This window comes from Nostoc sp. T09 (assembly GCF_002154695.1).
In the GTDB taxonomy this organism is placed as follows: domain Bacteria; phylum Cyanobacteriota; class Cyanobacteriia; order Cyanobacteriales; family Nostocaceae; genus Aulosira.
In genome coordinates, this window is record NZ_MTAV01000095.1 from 13113 (window position 1) to 35946 (window position 22834).

Sequence of the window (22834 nt, forward strand, 5' to 3'; positions counted from 1 at the left end):
ACCCCCTCCTCGCAGAAATGGATATGATAGAAAAGTAGATAAAACTTAAAAAATATTTATCAAATGCTGATTCACTCCTCTGGCTTGTCCAAGGTCAAAGACTCAGTAAAAGAAAAAATTTTCTTCGGTCATGAACCCAATGCCGAGTTAATCGCAATTCTTACCGTTTACTTTGTCCAAGGCATCTTAGGGTTGGCGCGTCTAGCCGTCAGCTTCTTCTTAAAAGATGAACTGCTGCTGAGTCCGACGCAGGTATCAGCGCTATTGGGTATAGTCGCCTTACCTTGGATTATTAAGCCAGTATTTGGCTTTATCTCCGATGGCTTACCCATATTTGGTTATCGCAGGCGTCCATACCTGATTTTATCTGGAATCTTGGGAATGGTCTCTTGGGTGAGCCTCGCAACAATAGTTCATACTACCTGGGCAGCAACTACTGCGATCGCATTGGGGTCACTCTCAGTTGCGGTCAGTGATGTGATCGTTGACTCCCTAGTAGTCGAACGGGCAAGAGCAGAATCCCAAGCAGATGCAGGTTCATTACAATCTATTTGCTGGGCTGCTTCCGCATTTGGGGGTTTGCTCACAGCTTATTTGAGCGGGTGGCTCCTAGAACATTTTTCCACACATACTGTATTTGGGATTACCGCTGTTTTTCCCCTGTTAGTTTCATCTGTAGCTTGGTTAATTGCCGAGTCTCCTGTTAATCAAGATACTCAAGATCCGCATCAAAACAACTTTGTAAGCGTCAAGCATCAGCTGGGACAACTCCGCCAAGCCGTTACCCAAAGAGCAATCTGGCTACCAACAGCGTTTGTTTTTATTTGGCAAGCTACCCCAACTGCTGACTCAGCCTTTTTCTTCTTCACAACTAACGAATTGCACTTTGCACCAGAATTCTTGGGACGGGTGCGTCTAGTAACGAATCTGGCTTCATTAGTAGGCATTTGGATTTTCCAGCGTTACCTCAAAACCTTACCTTTTCGCGTCATCTTTGGTTGGAGTACAGTTATTTCCGCAGCTTTAGGGATGACGATGCTGCTATTAGTAACTCACACCAATAGGTCTTTAGGTATAGATGATCATTGGTTTAGTTTGGGTGATAGCCTAATTCTCACCGTCATGGGACAAATTGCCTATATGCCAGTACTGGTGCTAGCCGCCAGAATCTGCCCTCCGGGAGTGGAAGCGACATTATTTGCTTTGTTAATGTCGGTATCTAACTTAGCAGGAATGGTTTCTTATGAATTTGGCGCAGTCATCATGCATTGGCTGGGAATCACTGAAAGTAATTTTGAGTTGCTTTGGTTGCTAGTGATAATTACTAACCTCAGCACACTGTTACCACTGCCATTTCTGAGCTGGTTACCAGCAGCTGAAGAGCAAACTCAGACTTCATCATTGCAACCAGACTCAGCAAATAGTAGTGAGCCGTTTTTACCTGAGTTGATATCTGAAGTTGAGGTTACGAAAACTCAAGTCAATAGTCGTTAATCAAGAAATTATTTTGCCCAAAGACTCAAAAACGAGGAAACTGGCAGCTACTAGCGGGCAAGGCAACTTTGATGGTTACATAGTAACCACTTAGTGCTTTGTAGAAGCTTGAAGCTCTGACTACAAGCCTTCAATTTTAGATTGTCAGACTACTAGCTTGCGTCCGTCCCATCCTCTTTTTGTCTTTGCGCGAGATAACAAAAGGATATAAGGCATATGCAAAGTTCAAAAATTCAAGAAAGCGCTATTTTAGAAAAATCTTACAGTCGCACTGACTGGCAAGGAGGATATGAATCTCTATATCAAGAGTTTGATTATTGGATTGATGATATAGAAGGACAAATTCCTCCAGAACTCCAAGGTACGCTGTTTAGAAATGGCCCTGGTTTACTGGATATCAATGGTCAACGCATTCATCACCCCTTTGATGGTGATGGGATGATTAGCCGCATCAGCTTTGTTAATGGTCGTGCCCATTTCCGCAATCGCTTTGTCCGGACTGAAGGCTATATAGAAGAACAAAAAGCCGGGAAAATCCTTTATCGCGGTGTGTTTGGCACGCAAAAACCTGGTGGTTGGTTAGCTAATCTCTTCGATTTTAAAATCAAAAATATTGCCAACACCAACGTCATCTACTGGGGTGACAAACTTTTGGCACTGTGGGAAGCTGCTGAACCTCATCGCCTCGACCCTTACACCTTAGAAACCTTGAGCAAAGAATATTTTAACGGTGTTTTATCCACAGGCGAAGCTTTTAGCGCCCATCCCCGCCTTGACCCCAGTTGCAACCAAGATAATGGCGCACCTTGCTTGGTCAACTTTTCTATTCAGCCGGGACTATCCACCAAAATTACGATTTTTGAGCTTAACCCAGCAGGTGAAATTATGAGAAAACACGCTCATAGTGTGCCTGGTTTCTGCTTCATCCACGATTTTGTCATTACTCCCAATTACTGCATTTTCTTTCAAAATCCTGTTACTTTCAATCCCATACCTTTAGCTTTGGGAATCCGTGCAGCCGGGGAATGTATCAAATTCAACCCAAATCAACCAACTCGGATTATAGTTATTCCTCGCAACCCCAACGCTGGGAAAGCAGATGTCAAAATTCTGGAAACCCAATCTGGTTTCGTCTTTCACCACATCAATGCTTTTGAAGTGGGAGATGAAATTCTGATTGACTCGATTTGCTACGAATCTTTACCAGAAGTCGAAGCCGAAAGTGATTTTCGCCAAGTTGATTTTGAGGCAATTGCACCTGGACAATTATGGCGGTTTGCTCTCCAACTTGAGAATGGCACAGTTGAAAAGAAGTTAATTGAAAGCCGTTGTTGTGAGTTTCCTAGCATTCATCCCAATAACGTGGGACGCCCATATCGTTATGTATATATAGGCGCGGCTCATGCTGAAACGGGGAATGCTCCCTTACAAGCACTGCTAAAAATGGATTTAGACTCTGGAGAAAGGCAACTTTGGAGTGCTGCACCTCATGGTTTTATGGGTGAGCCGATTTTTGTTCCCCGCCTAGGGTCAAAAAAGGAAGACGACGGTTGGGTGCTGGCTTTGGTTTATGATGCTGCCCATCATCGCTCAGATGTGGTGATTTTGGATGCCAGCGATTTTGGAAAAGAACCAATAGCAAGGCTACACCTCAAGCATCACATACCCTACGGTTTACATGGCAGCTTTACGCCTGGGGTGTTCGCACCAAATTAATCGGAATTGATGAATTTTTGTAATTAGCGATCGCCATTCTACAAATGAACACAGATGATCTGTGTTCATTTTTTATGTAATGCATAAAAGCAAAATAAAATTGTAACAAAAACTACAAAAACTCTAAATTTCTCTAGAAGAAAGGATAAGCTAGGCATATATGTATCCGGTTCGCAAAGATACCGCGATTAGGAGTAAATTTTATGATTGCAACACCTGTAATGCCGCTGGAACCTGCTAGTCCAGCGCATATTTGTCCTTTCGATCAAGCCTGTAGCTACTTAGAAGCGGCAGCTAAAGAATTAAAACTAGATCAAGGAATTTTAGAAATACTCAGCCATCCACGTAAAGTAGTTACGGTTTCCATTCCCGTAAAAATGGATAATGGAGAAATACGGGTATTGGCAGGACATCGGGTGCAACATTCCGATATCTTAGGTCCCTACAAAGGTGGTACTCGTTACCATCCGGCTGTGACACTGCGGGAAGTCTCCGCCCTCGCAATGCTGATGACTTGGAAATGTGCACTGTTAGGCATTCCTTATGGTGGTGCGAAGGGTGGTATTGCCTTAGATCCAAAGTATTACAGTGTTGCTGAATTAGAACGGATTACCCGGCGTTACACCAGCGAATTAATTAAAGATATTGGCCCATCTGTAGATATACCCGCCCCAGATGTGGGTACTTCTGCCCGTGAGATGGCGTGGATGATGGACACTTATTCAGTGAACGTTGGTCATGCTGTACCAGGGGTTGTGACTGGTAAACCGATTTCAGTTGGTGGTTCCAGAGGACGGGAAATGGCAACAGGCCGCGGGACGATGATTATTGTCCGGGAAGCACTGGCAGATCAAGGAAAATCCTTGGTAGGTATACGAGTTGCCATTCAGGGTTTCGGAAATGTTGGTATGTCCGCAGCGGAATTGCTACACGAAGCAGGAGCAATCATCATCGCTGTCTCTACAAGTGCAGGGGGAATATACTCCGAAACTGGTTTGGATATTCCAGCTTTGAAAGCTTACGCCGCTAGAAATCATAAGAGTGTTGTTGGTTTCCCGCACACAGTACCAATTAGCAATGCAGATTTGCTAACTTTACCTTGCGATGTCCTCATTCCAGCAGCTTTGGAAAACCAAATCACCGAAGAGAATGTGAATCAGGTACAAGCGCATATTGTTGCAGAAGCAGCTAATGGGCCAGTGACTCTCGAAGCCAACCAAGCACTAGAGGCGCGGGGTGTAATAGTGCTACCTGATATTTTGGCGAACGCCGGCGGCGTTGTAGTTAGTTATTTAGAGTGGGTACAAGGACTTTCCTATTTGTTTTGGGATGAAGAACGCGTTAACCGCGAAATGGAACATTTGATGGTGCACGCTTACCGTCAAGTGATTGAACATTCCAAAGCACGGCAAATTAATCTGCGTTTAGCAGCTTATACCCTAGGTGTAGGTAGAGTTGCTCAAGCGCTGAGCGATCGCGGTCTTTATCCTTAATTTTTTATACTAAATAATGTTAGAGGCGGATGATTTATCTGCCTCTTTTTTTTGGCGATCGCTAAATTGATACCTAAAAGTCAATCAGTTAAATTCTCAAGCTTACTTACCGTTATCAACTTTTCTCTACATTTGATAAACTCAAATTAATCTAGATAAAAAATATATGTCTTTAAAAATGATAATCAACTACCCGGAAACATTACCTGATGCTGTTGGCAAAACTAGAGAACAATTTGAAGAAGAATCTAAATGGGCAATGGCAGTTAAATTATATGAATTGAAACGTCTTTCCTCTGGTATGGCTGCGGCATTAGTAGGCGTTGACAGGGTAAGTTTTATCCTGAAACTTAAAGACTACGAAGTTTCCTTAATTGACCTGAGCGAAGAGGAATTATTATCAGATCTAGAAAATGCCTAGCCCTAACCAAATCGTAATTAACACTTCTCCCTTAATAGCTATCGTTGCTGCTTTAGGCGATTTGAATATTTTACAGTCTCTCTATATAGATGTTCTTGTCCCCTTTGAAGTCTCACAAGAAATACTCATTGGTGGCTCTACAGGCTTGGCTGTCAATGAATTTCAATCAGTATCGTGGCTACAAAAGCAAAGTTCGCCTTTAAAGATTTCTCCTTTTCTCTTTAACTCCTTGGACTTGGGAGAAGCATCAGTTATTCAACTAGCATTAAATAAAAATATTTCAACTGTTTGTATTGATGAAGTGGTGGGTAGAAGAATAGCTAGATTAAGCGGTCTGGCAGTGACAGGTTCAATTGGAATTTTATTACGTGCTAAACGTGAAGGTTATCCTCTGTCTATTACAACAGCTATTCAAAAAATGCTAAATCACAATATTCGCTTAAGTTCAACTGTTATTAATTTTGCACTTAAAGAAGCTGGAGAAAGTTTATAACTGATTACTAAATAATCTATTAGCATAATGGCGCAAAAGCCTTAATTTTGGCTTTAGTCTGCGATCGCATAGTTTCCATATCCCTATGGGGAAGTAAGCTACGCACAGCCTAAATTGACTTGCCCGATTGAATCATTGATGATTACACTAAAGTTCATCAGGTTTCTGGGGGTTGACAGTCATCTTGAATACACTGGCTGGACGCTACGAAATCATTCGGCAATTAGGCGGCGGTGGTTTCGCTGTAACATTTCTGGCTAGGGATAATTTACAACCTAGCAAACCTTTATGTGTAGTCAAGAAACTGCGTCCTAACCAGTCCCATCCTCGCGTTGTCGAATTTTTTGAAAAAGAAGCGGCTATTCTGGAAAGGCTGGGACAACATCCCCAAATTCCCCAATTACTGGCACATTTTAGCGAAAAAGAAATTCTTTACATAGTTCAAGGATTTATCGAAGGACAAGACCTGAGTCAAGAAATCATTCCTGGAAGGCGGCTAAGTGAGGATTATGCAACCAAGTTGTTGCAAGATGTCCTAGAAGTTTTGTCTTTTATACATAGTAAAGGTGTAGTTCATCGCGACATTAAGCCCCAAAACCTCATGCGACGACATGAGGATGGTCAGATTTTCCTAATTGATTTTGGGGCGGTGAAGGAACTTGGCTCTTTGATGGTAAATTCTCAAGGCGAAGTATATTCCAGCGTCGTCATCGGTACTTCCGGCTATATGGCGTCGGAGCAAAAGAATGGTAGACCTTGTTTGGGTAGTGATGTCTATGCTTTGGGGATGACGGTAATTCAAGCTTTGACTGGTGTTATACCCTCACAATTGCCAGAAGACCCATTGACAGGTGAAATTATCTGGCGAAATCAAGCACAGGTGAGCGATCGCCTGGCTGAGGTGTTAACCAATATGGTGCGCCGTCACTTCAGTTTGCGCTATTCCCAAGCATCTGAGGCGTTGCAGGCTTTAACAGTACCGCCAACCATTCTCCTTAATCCCTCTGCCGAGCAAGTATACCGTCAAGAAGCTAGAAATCGCGCACAACAAGGTCAGGGTAATTTTTCGGTTTTTGCTTTGAAAATACTGGAATCTAAGCGGATTGAGTTAGGGTTATCTGAGGATGAAGCTAGGGAAATTCACGAACAAGTTCTCAAACCCTATCGCGAGTATCAGCAGAAATTACAGGAGTATGAACAGGTATTAATTGATGCAGTTAAGGAACATTATCCCTTTAACGAGACGACTCAAAAAGATTTGCAAGACTATCAGCGACATTTAGAATTACGAGATGAAGATATCGCAGCGATAGAAGCACGGGTAATTCCCCAGAGGCCACAGTATGGGAATGTAGAAATTCAAACTAAGCTTTTTGAGTTTGAGTTCGCCACCCTAACTGTCAAATTTCAATTGTTAGAGACAACAAAAAGCTGGAAAATTAACCGCATCCGGGGACGAGCCAAGTTTTTTACAGAAAACCTGGGTAATAATGGCATAGTTTTAGACATGATTGCCATTCCTGGCGGACAATTCCTGATGGGTTCCTCAAGGGATGAGCCAGAACGATATAGCTCTGAAAGTCCACAACATACAGTTACGATTCAACCCTTTTTCATGGGAAAATACCTCGTTACTCAAAGCCAATGGAAAGCTGTTGCTGCTCTTGAGAAGGTAAATATTCAATTAAATCCAGAAGCATCTCATTTTAAAGGCGCTAATCGACCTGTAGAACAAGTATCTTGGGATGAAGCAATTGAATTTTGTGCCCGACTTGCGCAAGTAACGGGAAAACCCTATCGCTTACCAACTGAGGCAGAATGGGAATACGCCTGTCGTGCGGGAACAACTACCCCGTTTTATTTTGGTGAAACAATTACAACCGATTTAGCTAATTACAACGGGAAATACACATACGCTGCTGGGCCAAAGGGTGAATATCGTGGACAGACAACGGATGTGGGAACTTTTCTCGCCAACCCCTTTGGTTTATTTGATATGCATGGTAATACATGGGAATGGTGCCAAGATAGCTGGCACAAAAATTATAAAGGAGCGCCAGCAGATGGTAGTGTTTGGCTGAGTGATAATCATAATCGTCTCCTGCGTGGTGGTTCATGGAATATGAACCCTTGGAATTGTCGTTCAGCGGTACGCAACTGTAACGCACGAGACAATAAATACATCAATGTTGGTTTTCGAGTTGTGCTGGGTTTGTTGAGCGATTAAGTAGGTCGGCGTAAAAACTTGCCATTATGAAAAGGCAGATGGCAGATGGCAGAAGGAAATAGGTTTTTAGATAAATTTACTGCCGATACAATCGCATTGTGACTCGATGCGATCGCATTGTCATCTGATGCAATTGAATTGTCAGCGATACAATCGCATTGTTACCCGATGCGATCGCATTGTCAGTCGATACAATCGCATTGTTACCCGATGCAATGGCATTGTCAGTCGATACAATCGAATTGTCACCCGATGCAATGGCATTGTTTTTCGATGCAATCGCATTGTCAGTCGATGCGATCGCATTTCAGGTGCGTTAGTCTACTGGACTGTTTCAGCTAATTTAGTGCTTTAGGGAAGATAAAATGAACCACCGATGAACACCGATAAAATGGATTTTTTAATGCACCATTTTAGGCGTGTCAGTCTACTACTTCTAAACTTCTTCTAAACCTTATACGTAGATAACCATCGCTTCCATACCAAACCCGACTACAATAAATACGCAACTCGCGCGTCCTTAAGGAGTATCCAGCAGTGCAGCCGGACTTATTAGGTTTGGAAATTAGTAAAGGGGAATTAAGACGCTTAACTGGATTCGATCCAGAAGACGTTTTTCGACCTTCTATTATGACAGACCGCGAGAAGCGATTAGGGTTTTTGATCAATGAAGGATTGGTGGCGCTAGCGCTAACACCGATAATTGTTGGTGGTATTTACGCTTTTATCATTCTGCCAACAATTGGTTCTTCAATTAAATTAGGAATCATTTTACTAATTCTAGTGCCAATTGCTGTGATAGTTGGGCGATCGCTATGGCGGCGGTTCACCTGTCCTCAAGGGGTGACAATTCTTTTAGATGAAGTTGATAAATATCATTCTGTAATCAACGCTATAGATATTAACGACCAATTAGCAACATCTGGAAATGCTCAAAGCAGTATCAATGACCGAGATAAAGTCATCGCTGCTTTACAACTAATCAGAGAAGATTTAGTTCGAGCTTTGAAAACCGAACGAATTTTACGGGATAATAAAAAACTGCTTGCTAATAATCAAGAGTTATTTGTCAATAATTTAGCCAATCTCCAAGCCCTGCAACTTAGTAGTCAGGCAGGTGAATACGCCCAATTCCTCAATCAATCATTGCAGATTGCCCTCGATGTGCAAGCGGAAATCAGCAAACTACAGTCGCCACGTTGATTTAAATGACCAACAAACCGAAAATTATTGTCCTGGATGATGATCCTACGGGTTCTCAAACAGTCCACAGCTGTTTGCTGCTGATGCACTGGGATGTGGAAACTTTACGAGTCGGTCTGCGAGATAATTCACCGATTTTCTTTATTCTGACAAATACACGCGCTTTACCACCAGAGTCAGCCGCATCTGTTACTAAAGAAGTCTGTCGTAACCTGAAAATTGCTCTAAATGCTGAAGGAATTGCAGATTTCCTCGTTGTCAGCCGTTCGGATTCGACTTTAAGAGGACATTATCCCATCGAAACAGATGCGATCGCCCAAGAACTCGGGCCATTTGATGCTCATTTTCTCGTACCAGCATTTTTTGAAGGGGGACGCATCACCCGTGACAGCGTGCATTATTTATTTATTGATGGTGTCTCTACCCCAGTGCATGAAACTGAGTTTGCCCGTGATTCAGTGTTCAGCTACCATCACAGTTATTTGCCCAAGTATGTAGAAGAAAAAACCCAAGGACAAATCCCGGCTGAGTCTGTTGAAAGATTTTTGCTGAACGATCTTCGTGCTGGGACTCTAGAACGGTTGTTACAACTTAATAGTAATCAATGCGTTGTTGTAGATGGTGAAACTCAAGCCGATCTAAATTCCTTCGCTGTAGATGTTTTAACAGCAGCAAACCAGGGTAAACGATTTTTATTCCGCAGTGCTGCTAGTATTTTAACGGCTTTGGCGGACTTACCTCCCCAACCGATTGCCGCAGAAAACATGGCAGAGTATGTACGTGGTGGTAAACCAGGCGCTGTAATTGTTGGTTCCCACGTCCAAAAGACAACTCAACAGTTAGAAGCACTGTTGCAAGAAGTGGGAACGGTAGGAATTGAAGTAAATGTTGCCCGACTACTTGATGAAGCGAATCAATCTGCTACACTGCTAACCGAGATCCTGGAAAGTACAAAAGCGGCACATGACGCTGGTAAAACACCAGTCGTTTATACAAGCCGTCAAGAACTTGCTTTTAAGGACGTTAATACACGCTTAGAGTTTGGAATTAAGGTTTCCAGTTTATTAATGGATATTGTGCGGAGTTTACCATCTGATATAGGATTCTTAATCAGCAAAGGCGGCATTACCTCTAACGATGTCCTCAGTACTGGACTGGCTTTAACTTCAGCCCGTTTACTCGGTCAAATTTTAGCTGGTTGTTCGATGGTTCTGACACCCTCCGATCATCCCCAGTTTCCTAAGTTGCCAGTAGTATTATTTCCTGGTAATGTTGGCGATGCTGATGCTTTGGCAATCGTTTATCGCAGGTTGACAAAAACAGTTCTGAGTTCGGATTGAATATATTACTCCCTTCCCACTACAAAATGACCTATTTATTCTTCTGTCTCCTCCTTGGTGTTCTTGGCGTCCTTGGCGGTTCGTTAAAAAAATTAGGTATTCTCCCAACGGGATAGGGGTAATTACGTCTGATATACTCAGCACTCATTAACTTTCTGGTGTAAGGATGTTGTTGCACGATGCAACTAATTTAGTATTGATAATTGCTCTGATTGTTCCTTGTTTTTTGGCTGGTGCTGCATGACTTCTGATTCTGCCGATTTAGAGTCAAATTCTGCACTCCCTGATGCAGATTCAAGATCTAACGCTTCTGATAAAGAGTTAAATTCTGTTCTCCCTGAGGTAGAGCTAAATTCTGTTCTTCAGTATTTAAAGTCAAATTCTGCGCCTGCTGATGCAGTAGTAAATTCAGACAAACCTGACTCACAGACAAATTCTGCTGCTATTGATGCGGCATCAAATCTACAGAACCCTGACTCACAGACAAATTCTACTCCTAAAGATGCCGCTTCTCATGCTGGCATACCCGATCTAGACTCAATTTCTGCCCTTTCTGATTTAAATGCTCTAGAGTTACCATTGCCAGAAAATAGGGTAAAGAATAATATTCAAGTTCAATGGAAAACAGAGGAGGGACGACTTTTATTAATTTTGCCTACAGAAGCACAAGTACCAGCGACAGAATTTAGCTGGTACGAAATTTGGCAACAGATGCGCCAACGCTTACAAACCGATCGCCTGCGGATACCAAATACACCAGTATATCTGTTGGCAAAAGACCGCTTGTTAGATAGCCGACAACTGCAAGAATTAGCTGAAGTCTTAAGTGGCGTTCAACTACAGCTAAAATCTGTGGCTACCAGTCGCCGTCAAACTGCGATCGCGGCTGTCTCCTCTGGCTATTCTGTAGAACAACTACAACCAGAAACTTCTCTAAGTTCGGAAATTAAAATTACCCCCACCCCCTTAGCAGATGCTCTATATCTAGAAATGACGGTACGTTCTGGAGTAGAAATCCGTCATCCTGGGAGTGTGATTATCTTGGGAGATTTAAATCCTGGTGGTATCGTAGTTGCAGATGGAGATATTTTGGTTTGGGGTCGGTTACGCGGAGTCGCCCATGCTGGTGCTGGGGGAAATCGCGATTGTCTAATCATGTCCTTGCAAATGGAACCAACCCAATTGCGGATCGCAGATGCCGTAGCTAGGGCACCAGAAAAATCGCCAACGCAGTTTTCCCCCGAAGTAGCGCATATGACACCGCAAGGTATTCGCATCGCTAGAGCAATTGATTTTTCCCGCAACCAATTAGGCAGGATCAATCAGGAGCCATAAATAATTACTATAATTCCTACACCCTAATTGAGCGTGTTTCGATCATGACTCGCATTATTGTCATTACCTCCGGCAAAGGAGGGGTGGGTAAAACCACAGTTTCAGCAAATCTGGGCATGGCTATAGCCAAAATTGGGCGTCAAGTAGCCTTAGTTGATGCGGATTTTGGTCTAAGAAATTTGGATTTGCTACTAGGACTAGAAAACCGCATCGTTTATACGGCGGTGGAGGTTCTAGCTAGAGAGTGCCGTTTAGAACAAGCTTTGGTGAAAGATAAGCGGCAAACTAATCTGGTACTTTTGCCAGCAGCCCAAAATCGCACCAAAGAATCAGTTACTCCCGACCAGATGAAGTTATTGGTGAATGCACTGGCGCAAAAGTACCAGTACGTGATCATCGATAGCCCCGCAGGTATTGAAATGGGTTTCAAAAATGCGATCGCACCCGCTAAAGAAGCCCTAATTGTGACTACGCCAGAAATTTCTGCTGTCCGTGATGCTGACCGGGTAGTTGGGTTATTAGAAGCACAAGGCATTAAGCGTATTCATCTCATAATTAACCGCATCAGACCCGCAATGGTGCGAGCCAATGATATGATGTCTGTTCAAGATGTTCAGGAACTTCTCGCCATCCCCTTGATTGGTGTGATCCCCGACGATGAGCGTGTTATTGTCTCTACTAATCGTGGCGAACCTCTGGTATTATCGGACACTCCCTCTATAGCTGCTACAGCCTTTGAGAACATTGCTCGCAGATTGGAAGGGGAATCTGTGGAATTTCTTGAACTCGACTCACCTAATGACAACATCTTCACTCGTCTGAGAAAGTTGTTGTGGACTAAGATTGGTTAACTAATTTTCCTGTCTCCGCAGACCTATTTGCAATGATTCTTGAACTTCTAGAAAGGCTTTTTGTTCGTACTCCAGATACCAGTCGCACTCATGTTAAACGTCGCCTGCAATTGGTGATTGCCCACGATCGCGCTGACATAGACCCCCAGAAGTTGGAAAAAATGCGACAAGAAATCCTAGAGATTGTCTGTCGCTACGTAGAAGTTGATACAGATCACTTGGAGTTTTCCCTAGAAAGCAACCAACGAACCACAGCTTTGATTGCCAACTTGCCCATCCGTAGAGTCAAAGAAGATACAGAGGAATTAGAAAGCAGCGAAACAACTCTGTAGTTTAGTACTAACTATTGTTCTAGCTAATAGCGATTAGCTAAATGCTAATGGCTAACAATATTGTGCGGAAGTCAAATTTCAAAGGCAGACAATAGTTTAATGAACTAATTCTCAAGATTTCTGTGAGCGAAACTGTCTATATTGAAACCAGCATTTTGGGATATTTGACTGCTAGATCGACACAAAACTTGATTCTTGCGGCAAATATGAAAATCACGCAAGATTGGTGGAGTATTCATCGTGGTTCTTTTGTCCTTTATGCTTCTGAGATTGTAGAGGATGAAGCAGCTAGGGGAGATGAAGCGATCGCAAATCAAAGGCTGAATTTATTACAATCCTTGATTTTTCTTGATCTCACAGAAGAAGCTATAGAGCTGGCACAAGAATTTTTGAAGCAGAGCAATCTACCACCCAAAGCCGCTAATGATGCTTTGCATATGGCATTAGCAACAGTTTACGGTTTGGACTACCTGCTAACATGGAACTGTAAACATATGGCAAACGCCCAAATCCAGAGAAAGCTATCACAAATTAGCTCTGAACTTGGATATGAATTACCAGTCATCTGTACACCCTATGAGTTGATGGAATACGATGTTATCGGGGAATAATTTATGTATAAAGACGAAATTGTAGAAGAAATTCACAAATATAGAGAAGAATACGCTAGATCCTTTAACTATGACCTAAATGCAATTTTTAATGATTTAAGAAATAAACAGATTGCGCACGGACGTAAAGTTGTAAAACTTCCGATCAAGCGACGAACTAACATATCATTGCATGTAATGGAAACTGAAAGCTAGCTTCCTTAATCTGAACTTTCTTTAATACCAATCTGGCTAATTTTTACTCAAAATTGAACCAAACATCTTCTAAAAAATCGACTGCAAGCCGTAATAAATACAGGCTAGACTGCCAACTAAATAGACAAACCAAGTTGAAAAAAAGCCAATTGCTCTTCCAATAGAAGGACCATAGGTGTTAATTAGACCCCAGGCATGGGCAATACGAGCAATCGTGAGTGTGCTGCCGAGAAGCCACACTAACCATATTTGTGCCTGCATCAATTCCAGCGCCAGTACAAACAGCAATCCATGAGGTACATACTCAGCAAAATTGCTATGAGCACGAACCTTTCTTTGCAATAGACTATGATCTTTCCTCGGTTCAGGAAAGAGTTTTTGAGTCATATTCTCAACGCTGTTGGCCCAAGGATTAGGATTAGCCAGGGGATCGGGCTGTTGCGCTACATCTGCTTTAGATTCACCATGCCAAACCCTTGTTTTTACCCGTTCATCTGCTGCAATATACGATAGAGAAAAAGCGATGAGACCATTTAGTCCAATAAAGAGAGTTGATACTGGAATACTATTTTCAATCATCTTAATCCTTCAAGCAGATTGGTATATCTAATTGAAATATCAAACTCAGAACTTCTTTTTTAATCATACGGCTAATAGGGTTTTTGCAAAAATGTAAATAAGTTCAAAAGCAACCACGGGTGTAAACACGAATGACAAATGACTATTAAAAAAATTCCCGTTGTTAACTCAGCAACAACGGGATTCTATATTATTTTATATAAACTAAACTATCGCGAGGCGACTTGTGGACCTGCCCAAACTTCTGTCAGCTTTTGACCAAAAGTAATTGGCTGATCTGTATCTGTATTTGTATTTACAGTCTTGCCATCAATTGCCACTTTCACTAAAGGCCAGTCTTCATCACCGAGTTCGCCTGCACGGAAAAGTGCGTGATCGGGTTGACTCTTACTCCAACCTAATAACACTGCAATTTTTTCATGCTCATCTGCATCACTAACAGGAGAAACAGTGCTGGCTTGATTGTTTTGTCGATCCCAAATTACTGCACGATCTGTAGAATCGGCTGTGTTGAATATTCCTTCAAACTTGCGTGCTAAAAAGCGATCGCCTTTTTCTGACCAGCTTACAGGAACTAATACCCCAATTTTACCATTGCCCTCTGTCAGTTCTGGAGACTGCGCTCTTGTTTGTAACAGGGGATCGCTAAGGACAGAAGTTGAAGCAATTACTCGTAATTTCTTAGTTTGTATATCTTCAACAAACAAAACACTAGTGACACGGCTATTGTACATTTCGGGTTTTACTTCTAGTCGTACCCGACTATAAACAACATACTTTCCATCTGGAGAAACTACAGGAACACTGCGGTAGTAACGTACTCCAGAACGTCCCTGAGAACCAATCGCCTCCTGAGTCGCCGTAATCCATTTCCAGGGAATAGGATGGGGACTACCTATAGGATCTGCTGCTACTGCTTGCTCTGATCCCGGTTGTTCAGAAACAGGTATTTCCGTGTTGGTGTTTGGTTGTGATTCTCTCAAAATGGGAGAAACTTGAGTTGCTGCCAATGATTGGGTAACAATTATCTCTTTTGGCTGGGAATTATCTGCTGTTAAAGACTGGATTTTTGAATTTCTTAATTTTTTTAATAAATTCAATTGACTAGAAGACAGCTTTGCAGATGGTGCAAGTTCCACTGCTGCCAATGGATCTTTAGTAGGTACATTGCTGCTAGAAACAGAATCCTCTTTAACAAGATTTGCTGCTCCTGCCGACGGCTCAATTTTGTCTGTTGGTAAGGATTGAGATTCTCCAACAGTACCCATTTCTGGTGGCTGAGATTCAGATTCTCTTGTCAAGGTGTTACTTGGTACTGCTTGTAATATATCAGCTACATCAGGTTCGCTAACAGCAGCCATTTCTATTGACGTTGAACCAGATTTTTCACTCTCAGATGTGCTTTTTGCTACTTCTGATTGCCTAGCTGAGGTAGAGTGACCTGATGCTGCTACTAGCGGCGCAATCAGTACAACAACAGCAGCATATTTAATAAATGGTTGTACGCGAAACCATCCTGACAGCAAAAGAGGTTTAAGCATGGGTTGACTCTCTAGGGGGGCGGTTGCTGTGTGAGGAGCAGACCTGGGCAGCAATGGGGTTGGCTATAACTATAGGTATAACAATAAACTCAAAGCTTTAACGAGATAATTTGTTCAAAATTATCACACTTTTACAAAACTTAAGTATCATAGTTAACACCTAAAAACAATAATATATTGATATTCATCAGCCATCTGTTATTATAGTAATAATACAGATTGGCAGAGCAATATAAATTACAAAATATGCTGATCTAACACTTAATACCCAATCGTACCTAGGGGTATCGTTAAAGGGGGATTAAGGCTAATTCAAGCTGTTAATAACCACAGCCAAGATTAAAATAACTGGGCTGTTAGAAATTGTATTGAGGATAGCTAACCCGCAGGCCGCTTCCCTACTAATAACCTGCGACAAGAGCGCAGAATGTCAATTAGGGTAAATTTGAGGCGTTACTTGAAAAGCTGGCAAAGCTGACGCGCAACATATTTAATTCTCAAAAACCACTACTAGTATCTACCCAAGAGCATAAATTGTCATCTGTTCTACATTAATTGTGAGAACATAGTGACATTTCGATGTAAATACACCATCAGCTCAATTCTAGGAAACACACGAAACGAGAGAGTCAGCAGGTAGATGCACAGAACATTGTCGCCAGACATCGCCCAACAATTGATAGCGCTAGCAGCACAAGCAGTTATTACTAGCTTACCTGCTACCTAACTTAAAACTTAATTCTAAGTCTATCAAGGAACCTTTGGTTTCACCAATATCAAACCACTTTAGCACCAAAAAACTTATTTATTGGCCGATTATTTTGCAATAGTTCAAAGTCTAAATGTTGACTGTTGACTGCTAACCTTTGACTATTGACTATTGAACGCCAGTTCACTCAACGGAGGAAACCTTCCCAGATGACTGGCTGCTCTTGACTATTGACTAACATGAAGATCGTATTTTTTGGTACTCCCCAGTTTGCTGTTCCAACTCTCGAAAAATTGCTGAATCATCCAGATATAGAGGTGTTGGCAGTTGTGACTCAACCAGATAAACGTCGAGAAAGAGGGAATAAACTGACACCTTCACCAGTAAAAACCCTTGCTACTGGTGCTAACTTACCAGTATGGCAACCCCAGCGACTCAAAAAACATACCGCAACGTTAACCAAACTCAAAGAATCAGGTGCAGATGCGTTTGTTGTAGTGGCCTATGGGCAAATTTTGTCGCAACAAATTTTAGATATGCCGAAGTTGGGTTGTATTAACGTACATGGCTCAATTCTGCCGAAGTATCGAGGTGCAGCTCCGATTCAGTGGTGTTTGTACAATGGCGAATCGGAAACGGGGATCACCACAATGTTAATGGATGCAGGGATGGATACAGGTGCAATGCTGCTCAAAGTAACTACACCTATTGAAATACTTGATAATTCTCAAAATTTAGCCCAAAGGCTAGCTACACTTGGTGCAGACTTATTGCTGGAAACCTTATTTAAACTGGGACGACAGGAAATCACAGCAATTCCTCAGGATAATTCAGAAGCGACTTATGCACCGTTAATTCAAAAGCATGATTACGGGTTAGATTGGTCTAAGAGTGCTATGCAATTACACAACCAAATTAGAGGCTTTTACCCTAACTGCACTGCCAGCTTTCGCAACCAAGCTCTGAAAATTACTGCTACCGTTCCCCTTGGTTCTGCTTATAGCTATCAGCTACCACCAGAATTAGAAAAAATAATACGCAAATTACCTGATTTGTCAACGCTATCTGGTAGCCCGGGAGAAGTGGTAAACATTACCAAGGGAATTGGAGCGATTGTCCAAACTGGCGAAGGTATGTTGTTGTTGCGAGAGGTTCAGCTAGCTGGCAAACGTCCTCAGTCGGGATGGGATTTTGTGAATGGCACCCGCTTAACTGTAGGAGAAGTGTTTGCTTCTGGAAGCTAAGAAAGGCGGATATGGAGTTTTTAACTCCTGACTCCTATTTGCAGGCTGCATCACTCTCGACTGTTTACTGTTAAATTTTCGTAAAAACGGCAAGATTTACAAGGCCCATTGGGATTGACTGCACAACGGACAATTTCTGAATGAGCATTGTAGCTACAAGTGGCATCACCGATTACCCAACGTCCCTCTACCAAGCTTTTCTCAGCTGGTCTTTGAGCAGACTGTACGTAAAGGGCTATATTATGCAAGCGGTAGCGCCCTGCTTTAAGTTGGTATTTATGGCGGCGTTCCAAAACTGCGTAGGTTTTACCTTCAAAATCGAGGTAATTCCCTGGTTGCGGTGTCCAATCAAGTTGCGCTCTACCAAGGGATTGACGTGGATGCGTCAAAATCACCTCGGTTGGTAAAGAGTTTGGCTCCATAAGCTTATGTGATTTGATTTACATTATAAGGATGGTATCGTAGTAACCTCTTTTAGCTTACCGAATTTAGATTATAATTAATAGTTTGCTAAATTTTCTGGGTTTACATCCAGCGATCGCCTCCATGTCAACAGTAAAAGCTCATACTACATTTTTATTTAAAAAGAGCAAAACCCTGATAACTGCGTTATTACTAGTCAGCCATGAGGTGAGAATAGCGGCGTCGGGAGCGATCGCTTAAAATTCCTACAGGCAATTACCTCACCAGATCAACACGAACTCAGACTCCATCCAGACTGTAAAGATGCAGTACAAAGGAGTGTAGGTTACTGAAAATGAATACCAACCTCCATCTGATATAGAAGTTAAAGTGATGCTAAAAACAGCTTGCTCTCAGGAGATTAGTAAACCCTAAATATCTTTTTGGATAACTTTCTAGCACGGGGAGTATTTCTCAAGCACAAGAATTATAGAAAAGTCTGCAATTTAACAAGTTAATAATCTTTGAATGTGTAATAAACTGTACTTTTGGGAATGCTTATTTGTGCGATGCAATCAGCTATTTAAGCTACCAATTAACTAACGCGATCGCATTATTCAAGGTTATTATAAAACGCTAATTACACTTCAAATTACCATTGACAAAATGCTATGATTAGCATTGAATCAATCACAATATTACTTGGTCAGATCTTCAGTTGAATTTTGTATCCAAGTTTAGCCTGCTAAGTAGCATAGGCAACTTTTCTGCCACTCTTTTGCTGTCTAGAATCAATCGAGTTAAGATTCATGAATCTTTACAATTTGATGTAGCACTTAGGAGTATGTGGGAAAATTTCCTCCTATGAGGTGGTTGATTTATCGGGGAATCAGGCGACGAGGACTCTGTGACAAAGGCCAAATTTCACCGAATGCCTATTACATTGTTTAAAGTTATGTAGCCTTTTGATTACGGAGCCTCAGCCACTGCGGTAAACTATGCCTTGATTAATAATTCCTTCGCAGAGAAGAACACTCGAAAGGAGCCTTTTTTCAATGTCTCATACCGTAAAAATCTACGATACCTGCATTGGCTGCACCCAGTGCGTCCGCGCTTGCCCCACTGATGTATTGGAGATGGTACCTTGGGACGGCTGTAAAGCTGCTCAAATTGCCTCTTCACCCCGCACAGAAGACTGCGTAGGATGCAAACGTTGTGAAACTGCTTGTCCCACCGACTTCTTGAGCATCCGGGTTTATCTCGGCGCTGAAACAACTCGCAGTATGGGTCTAGCCTATTAGGTTATTGAGGAATTCATTTTAATTTCTCATTTGGCTCGCAATCAAGTTTCTTAATTAGCAAGCACCTTTAGCAACGTAGGGTGGAAACTTGCCACCCTACAGTATCGTTCTTTAAAAATAATCACTATCAAAAGGAGTAATATGCTCCTTTTTTCTTTGCTAAAATGTCACTTCTATGGTAACAACTAAACAGGTTGGAATCTTCCTCAATAGGGAGTGGTGAACTAAAATGTGCGGAATCGTTGGCTATATCGGCACTCAAGCGGCGACAGAAATTCTACTGGCTGGGTTAGAAAAACTGGAGTATCGTGGGTACGATTCCGCAGGAATCGCTACCATTTGGGAAGGTAAGATTCAATGCGTGCGGGCTAAGGGTAAACTGCATAACTTACGTTCTAAACTTGAACAAATAGAAAACCCGGCGCAAATTGGGATCGGTCACACTCGCTGGGCGACTCATGGTAAACCAGAAGAGTATAACGCCCATCCCCACATGGATACGGCAATGCGCATAGCGGTAGTGCAAAATGGCATTATTGAAAATTACCGTGAGTTGCGAGAGGAACTAAAACACAAAGGACATCAGTTTCGGTCACAAACAGATACAGAAGTGATTCCTCACCTGATTGCCGACATTTTGAAAACATCTCCTTCTTCTTTGTTAGATGCAGTTCGCCAAGCCGTAAACCACCTTGAAGGCGCATTTGCGATCGCAGTTATTTCGGCTGACTACCCTGATGAATTAATTGTTGTTAGGCAGCAAGCACCCTTGGTAATTGGTTTTGGGCAAGGAGAGTTCTTCTGTGCTTCTGATACGCCCGCGATCGTTTCTTACACCCGGGCAGTGCTACCATTGGAAAATGGGGAAATTGCGCGCCTGACTCCTCTAGGCGTTGAGATTTACAATTTTGCTGGCGACAGGCTAAAAAAACAACCTCGATTGCTCAACTTGAATCCCACGATGGTAGAAAAGCAGGGATTCAAACACTTCATGCTCAAAGAAATTTACGAGCAACCGGGAGTAGTACGCGCGAGCTTAGAAGCTTACTTTAATAATGATGGTAATTCCTGCCAACCTACTCAGTCACCAATTAATTTAGGTTTACCTACAGAATTATACGCAGATATAGAACAAATTCAAATAGTTGCTTGTGGTACTAGTTGGCACGCCGCCTTAGTTGGAAAATACTTGCTCGAACAACTAGCAGGAATTTCTACACAAGTACACTATGCTTCTGAGTATCGCTATGCGCCATCACCTTTGATACCCAACACATTAATAATTGGTGTCACACAATCAGGTGAAACAGCTGATACTTTAGCAGCTTTAGCGATGGAAAAAGAACGTCGCCAAGGTAAAGAAAATAAATATCAAGCCCGATTGTTAGGCATTACTAATCGTCCCGAAAGTAGCCTCGGTCATATGGTTCCCCATATTATTAATACCTTGGCAGGAATTGAAATTGGAGTAGCAGCAACAAAAACCTTTATTGCTCAATTAATGGCATTTTACGCTTTAGCATTAGACTTAGCTGCTCATCGTCAGACAATTTCCCCAGACAGGATAGCAGAGATTATTGAAGGCTTGCGACAAGTTCCTAAAGAGATTGAAGCTACTTTAGACATTCAAGTAAGTTTAACTGAACACTTAGCCCATGATTTCGCCGAAACCCAAGATTTCATCTTTTTGGGAAGAGGAATTAATTTCCCTATCGCTTTAGAAGGGGCATTGAAATTAAAGGAAATTAGCTACATTCACGCCGAAGGGTATCCAGCCGGAGAAATGAAACACGGTCCGATCGCGCTTTTGGATGCTAAAGTACCGGTAGTTGCGATCGCAGTTCCTGGTAGTGTTTACGAAAAAGTAATTTCTAACGCCCAAGAAGCCAAAGCCAGAGATTCTCGGTTAATTGGCGTGACTCCCGTCAAAGATGGCGAAGCAGGCGAAATATTCAACGATTTGTTACCAGTTGCAAGTGTAGATGAATTACTCTCTCCTATCCTCACAGTTATACCTCTGCAATTATTGGCTTATCACATCGCTGCCCGTCGCGGTTTAGACGTTGACCAGCCCAGAAATTTGGCCAAGTCTGTAACTGTGGAATAGGCTATTGATACAGGTAGTAGCGTACACGTTCTACTACCTATCAATGTGCAATTCTTCATGATCTTAAAACTAGGTCAAAAAACCCCTTTATTAGAGATTACGCCATGACACAGACAACGACTGAGCGTCTGTACTCTTTTGAAGAATATCTTGCATATGACGATGGTACTGATAACCGTTATGAACTGGTGGATGGAAAACTAGAACTTATGAATCCACCAACTTTCAGACATTTACTGATTTCTAAATTTATTGAACTAGCATTTGACACAGAAATCAATCGCCTGAGTTTACCTTGGCTATGCTTTAGAGAGGCGGGAGTAAGAACGGGATGGCGGAAGTCAAGATTACCTGATGTTTATGTTGTCACGGCTGAGCAGGTAAAAGAATTCCTTGATGAGTCGGCTGTTTGTCAGACTGCGCCGATATTAGTAGTGGAAGTGGTGAGTCTTGATTCAGTGAAGCGCGATTATCGCTATAAACGTTCTGAATACGCGGCATTGGAAATTCCAGAGTATTGGATTGTAGACCCAATAGAATCAAAAATTACAATTTTATTGTTGTCAGAAGGATTGTACGAAGAACAAGAATTTATCGGAAGTGAGCAAATTGTGTCTGCAACTTTTCCGAAAATTGTGCTTACGGTTGAACAAATTTTAGCTGCGGGTAATGTTGATTAGAAAAAGCAATATCTCCGCCAGCCTGCGCCTACACTGACTTAAAATGCTGTGGTTATAAAATTTGAACTGATTGCTGAAGCAACTAAAAATATCTCAGGATTAAATATGCAGCACAATTTATTGAGACACTGATATGACGGAAGAGAAAATAGCATTGTTTTCAGGTAGACAACTTGGAACTGTTATTAGAGAAAAATTACAGTCAACTTTACAAGATATAGATAACATTGATGCCAATACTTTACTCAATACAAGTTTAGAAGATTGGTATGACTACTATGAAAGGAATTGTAAATTTGAGATACTAGAACTTTTAAAAAATGAAATTTCTATTGATCGAGAAGAAGCATTATTACCTGTAATGAATTTTTTTAGCGGTTATACACAAGCAAAAGTAACTAAATTCAGTTATTTTATTACCTTTAAAGGTGAACAAGAGCTATTTAGATATCAGCCATCTGTATCTATTGGGGAGCTTAATAATGCTTTATTTGCAGAAATATATGATGTCAAACTTACGCCAGTATTAGCCTTCTTAACCTATGACTGACTAGACTTGA

Annotated in this window: 22 protein-coding genes; 18 read left to right on the top strand and 4 right to left on the bottom strand. The window is 41.9% G+C overall.

What is annotated here, in order from left to right; translation table 11 throughout:
• Nucleotides 1–63 precede the first annotated feature (63 nt).
• From BV372_RS19440 to BV372_RS19465, 6 genes are all read left to right on the top strand, one after another.
• On the top strand, nt 64–1494 hold the full coding sequence (locus BV372_RS19440; protein WP_086688142.1) for a folate/biopterin family MFS transporter: 1431 nt from the start codon (nt 64–66) through the stop codon (nt 1492–1494).
• Nucleotides 1495–1710: 216 nt separating this feature from the next.
• The gene (locus tag BV372_RS19445; protein WP_086688143.1) at nt 1711–3210 is read left to right on the top strand and encodes a carotenoid oxygenase family protein; all 1500 of its coding nucleotides are present in this window, start codon (nt 1711–1713) and stop codon (nt 3208–3210) included.
• Between the two features lie 203 nt (nt 3211–3413).
• The gene (locus tag BV372_RS19450) at nt 3414–4703 is read left to right on the top strand and encodes a Glu/Leu/Phe/Val dehydrogenase (protein ID WP_086688144.1); all 1290 of its coding nucleotides are present in this window, start codon (nt 3414–3416) and stop codon (nt 4701–4703) included.
• A gap of 166 nt (nt 4704–4869) precedes the next feature.
• Nucleotides 4870–5124 carry a UPF0175 family protein gene (locus tag BV372_RS19455; RefSeq protein ID WP_086688145.1) on the top strand — a complete coding sequence of 85 codons (255 nt, stop codon included), beginning with the start codon at nt 4870–4872 and terminating at the stop codon, nt 5122–5124.
• Nucleotides 5117–5617, top strand: a complete 501-nt coding sequence (locus BV372_RS19460) for a DUF3368 domain-containing protein (protein ID WP_086688146.1) — start codon at nt 5117–5119, stop codon at nt 5615–5617. Before BV372_RS19455 ends, BV372_RS19460 begins: the two co-directional genes overlap by 8 nt.
• Before the next feature lie 172 nt (nt 5618–5789).
• The gene (locus tag BV372_RS19465; protein ID WP_256973325.1) at nt 5790–7844 is read left to right on the top strand and encodes a bifunctional serine/threonine-protein kinase/formylglycine-generating enzyme family protein; all 2055 of its coding nucleotides are present in this window, start codon (nt 5790–5792) and stop codon (nt 7842–7844) included.
• 76 nt (nt 7845–7920) lie between these two features.
• Here BV372_RS19465 and BV372_RS38405 read toward each other — a convergent pair whose 3' ends face one another.
• Entirely contained in the window at nt 7921–8145 is a 225-nt protein-coding gene (locus BV372_RS38405) for a hypothetical protein (RefSeq protein ID WP_373270787.1), read from the bottom strand.
• A gap of 236 nt (nt 8146–8381) precedes the next feature.
• Here BV372_RS38405 and BV372_RS19470 point away from each other — a divergent pair, with 236 nt between their 5' ends.
• From BV372_RS19470 to BV372_RS19495, 6 genes are all read left to right on the top strand, one after another.
• Nucleotides 8382–9047, top strand: a complete 666-nt coding sequence (locus tag BV372_RS19470; RefSeq protein ID WP_086688147.1) for a hypothetical protein — start codon at nt 8382–8384, stop codon at nt 9045–9047.
• Nucleotides 9048–9052: 5 nt separating this feature from the next.
• Nucleotides 9053–10387 carry a four-carbon acid sugar kinase family protein gene (locus BV372_RS19475; protein ID WP_086688148.1) on the top strand — a complete coding sequence of 445 codons (1335 nt, stop codon included), beginning with the start codon at nt 9053–9055 and terminating at the stop codon, nt 10385–10387.
• Nucleotides 10388–10627: 240 nt separating this feature from the next.
• On the top strand, nt 10628–11722 hold the full coding sequence (gene minC / locus BV372_RS19480; protein ID WP_086688149.1) for a septum site-determining protein MinC: 1095 nt from the start codon (nt 10628–10630) through the stop codon (nt 11720–11722).
• Between the two features lie 44 nt (nt 11723–11766).
• On the top strand, nt 11767–12573 hold the full coding sequence (gene minD, locus BV372_RS19485) for a septum site-determining protein MinD (RefSeq protein WP_086688150.1): 807 nt from the start codon (nt 11767–11769) through the stop codon (nt 12571–12573).
• A 32-nt stretch (nt 12574–12605) separates the two neighbouring features.
• Complete coding sequence (gene minE, locus BV372_RS19490) at nt 12606–12905, top strand: cell division topological specificity factor MinE (protein WP_086688151.1); 300 nt, start codon at nt 12606–12608, stop codon at nt 12903–12905.
• 122 nt (nt 12906–13027) lie between these two features.
• Nucleotides 13028–13516, top strand: a complete 489-nt coding sequence (locus BV372_RS19495; protein ID WP_086688152.1) for a type II toxin-antitoxin system VapC family toxin — start codon at nt 13028–13030, stop codon at nt 13514–13516.
• 264 nt (nt 13517–13780) lie between these two features.
• On the opposite strand, the gene BV372_RS19505 is transcribed toward BV372_RS19495, so the two are convergent.
• Both BV372_RS19505 and BV372_RS19510 read right to left on the bottom strand, forming a co-directional pair.
• The gene (locus BV372_RS19505; protein WP_086688154.1) at nt 13781–14290 is read right to left on the bottom strand and encodes an MAPEG family protein; all 510 of its coding nucleotides are present in this window, start codon (nt 14288–14290) and stop codon (nt 13781–13783) included.
• A gap of 209 nt (nt 14291–14499) precedes the next feature.
• Nucleotides 14500–15831 (bottom strand): hypothetical protein, encoded by a 1332-nt coding sequence (locus BV372_RS19510; RefSeq protein ID WP_086688155.1) that lies wholly within the window; start codon nt 15829–15831, stop codon nt 14500–14502.
• A gap of 948 nt (nt 15832–16779) precedes the next feature.
• Between BV372_RS19510 and fmt the strand changes: the two genes are divergently transcribed.
• Nucleotides 16780–17784: a methionyl-tRNA formyltransferase gene (gene fmt, locus BV372_RS19515; protein ID WP_086688156.1), complete on the top strand. Its 1005-nt coding sequence runs from the start codon at nt 16780–16782 to the stop codon at nt 17782–17784.
• A gap of 50 nt (nt 17785–17834) precedes the next feature.
• Here the strand turns inward: fmt and BV372_RS19520 are convergent, their stop codons facing one another.
• Nucleotides 17835–18206, bottom strand: coding sequence for a DUF6464 family protein (locus BV372_RS19520; RefSeq protein ID WP_086688157.1), 372 nt, complete (start codon nt 18204–18206; stop codon nt 17835–17837).
• 85 nt (nt 18207–18291) lie between these two features.
• Here BV372_RS19520 and BV372_RS36480 point away from each other — a divergent pair, with 85 nt between their 5' ends.
• The 5 genes from BV372_RS36480 (at nt 18292) to BV372_RS19540 (ending at nt 22824) form a co-directional block, all read left to right on the top strand.
• Complete coding sequence (locus BV372_RS36480) at nt 18292–18447, top strand: hypothetical protein (RefSeq protein WP_179198153.1); 156 nt, start codon at nt 18292–18294, stop codon at nt 18445–18447.
• 794 nt (nt 18448–19241) lie between these two features.
• The gene (psaC, locus tag BV372_RS19525; protein WP_012411495.1) at nt 19242–19487 is read left to right on the top strand and encodes a photosystem I iron-sulfur center protein PsaC; all 246 of its coding nucleotides are present in this window, start codon (nt 19242–19244) and stop codon (nt 19485–19487) included.
• A gap of 229 nt (nt 19488–19716) precedes the next feature.
• Entirely contained in the window at nt 19717–21594 is a 1878-nt protein-coding gene (glmS, locus tag BV372_RS19530) for a glutamine--fructose-6-phosphate transaminase (isomerizing) (protein ID WP_086688158.1), read from the top strand.
• Between the two features lie 104 nt (nt 21595–21698).
• A complete protein-coding gene (locus BV372_RS19535) occupies nt 21699–22274 on the top strand; it encodes a Uma2 family endonuclease (RefSeq protein ID WP_086688159.1) in 576 nt (191 codons plus the stop codon).
• A 133-nt stretch (nt 22275–22407) separates the two neighbouring features.
• Nucleotides 22408–22824 carry a hypothetical protein gene (locus BV372_RS19540; RefSeq protein WP_086688160.1) on the top strand — a complete coding sequence of 139 codons (417 nt, stop codon included), beginning with the start codon at nt 22408–22410 and terminating at the stop codon, nt 22822–22824.
• Nucleotides 22825–22834 lie beyond the last annotated feature (10 nt).

What these genes read in the sequence shown, in the direction of transcription:
- BV372_RS19440 (WP_086688142.1), top strand. Translation starts at nt 64, where the DNA reads ATGCTGATTCACTCCTCTGGCTTGTCCAAGGTCAAAGACTCAGTAAAA.
- BV372_RS19445 (WP_086688143.1), top strand. Translation starts at nt 1,711, where the DNA reads ATGCAAAGTTCAAAAATTCAAGAAAGCGCTATTTTAGAAAAATCTTAC.
- BV372_RS19450 (WP_086688144.1), top strand. Translation starts at nt 3,414, where the DNA reads ATGATTGCAACACCTGTAATGCCGCTGGAACCTGCTAGTCCAGCGCAT.
- BV372_RS19455 (WP_086688145.1), top strand. Translation starts at nt 4,870, where the DNA reads ATGTCTTTAAAAATGATAATCAACTACCCGGAAACATTACCTGATGCT.
- BV372_RS19460 (WP_086688146.1), top strand. Translation starts at nt 5,117, where the DNA reads ATGCCTAGCCCTAACCAAATCGTAATTAACACTTCTCCCTTAATAGCT.
- BV372_RS19475 (WP_086688148.1), top strand. Translation starts at nt 9,053, where the DNA reads ATGACCAACAAACCGAAAATTATTGTCCTGGATGATGATCCTACGGGT.
- minC (WP_086688149.1), top strand. Translation starts at nt 10,628, where the DNA reads ATGACTTCTGATTCTGCCGATTTAGAGTCAAATTCTGCACTCCCTGAT.
- minD (WP_086688150.1), top strand. Translation starts at nt 11,767, where the DNA reads ATGACTCGCATTATTGTCATTACCTCCGGCAAAGGAGGGGTGGGTAAA.
- minE (WP_086688151.1), top strand. Translation starts at nt 12,606, where the DNA reads ATGATTCTTGAACTTCTAGAAAGGCTTTTTGTTCGTACTCCAGATACC.
- BV372_RS19505 (WP_086688154.1), bottom strand. Translation starts at nt 14,290, where the DNA reads ATGATTGAAAATAGTATTCCAGTATCAACTCTCTTTATTGGACTAAAT.
- BV372_RS19510 (WP_086688155.1), bottom strand. Translation starts at nt 15,831, where the DNA reads ATGCTTAAACCTCTTTTGCTGTCAGGATGGTTTCGCGTACAACCATTT.
- fmt (WP_086688156.1), top strand. Translation starts at nt 16,780, where the DNA reads ATGAAGATCGTATTTTTTGGTACTCCCCAGTTTGCTGTTCCAACTCTC.
- BV372_RS19520 (WP_086688157.1), bottom strand. Translation starts at nt 18,206, where the DNA reads ATGGAGCCAAACTCTTTACCAACCGAGGTGATTTTGACGCATCCACGT.
- psaC (WP_012411495.1), top strand. Translation starts at nt 19,242, where the DNA reads ATGTCTCATACCGTAAAAATCTACGATACCTGCATTGGCTGCACCCAG.
- glmS (WP_086688158.1), top strand. Translation starts at nt 19,717, where the DNA reads ATGTGCGGAATCGTTGGCTATATCGGCACTCAAGCGGCGACAGAAATT.
- BV372_RS19535 (WP_086688159.1), top strand. Translation starts at nt 21,699, where the DNA reads ATGACACAGACAACGACTGAGCGTCTGTACTCTTTTGAAGAATATCTT.
- BV372_RS19540 (WP_086688160.1), top strand. Translation starts at nt 22,408, where the DNA reads ATGACGGAAGAGAAAATAGCATTGTTTTCAGGTAGACAACTTGGAACT.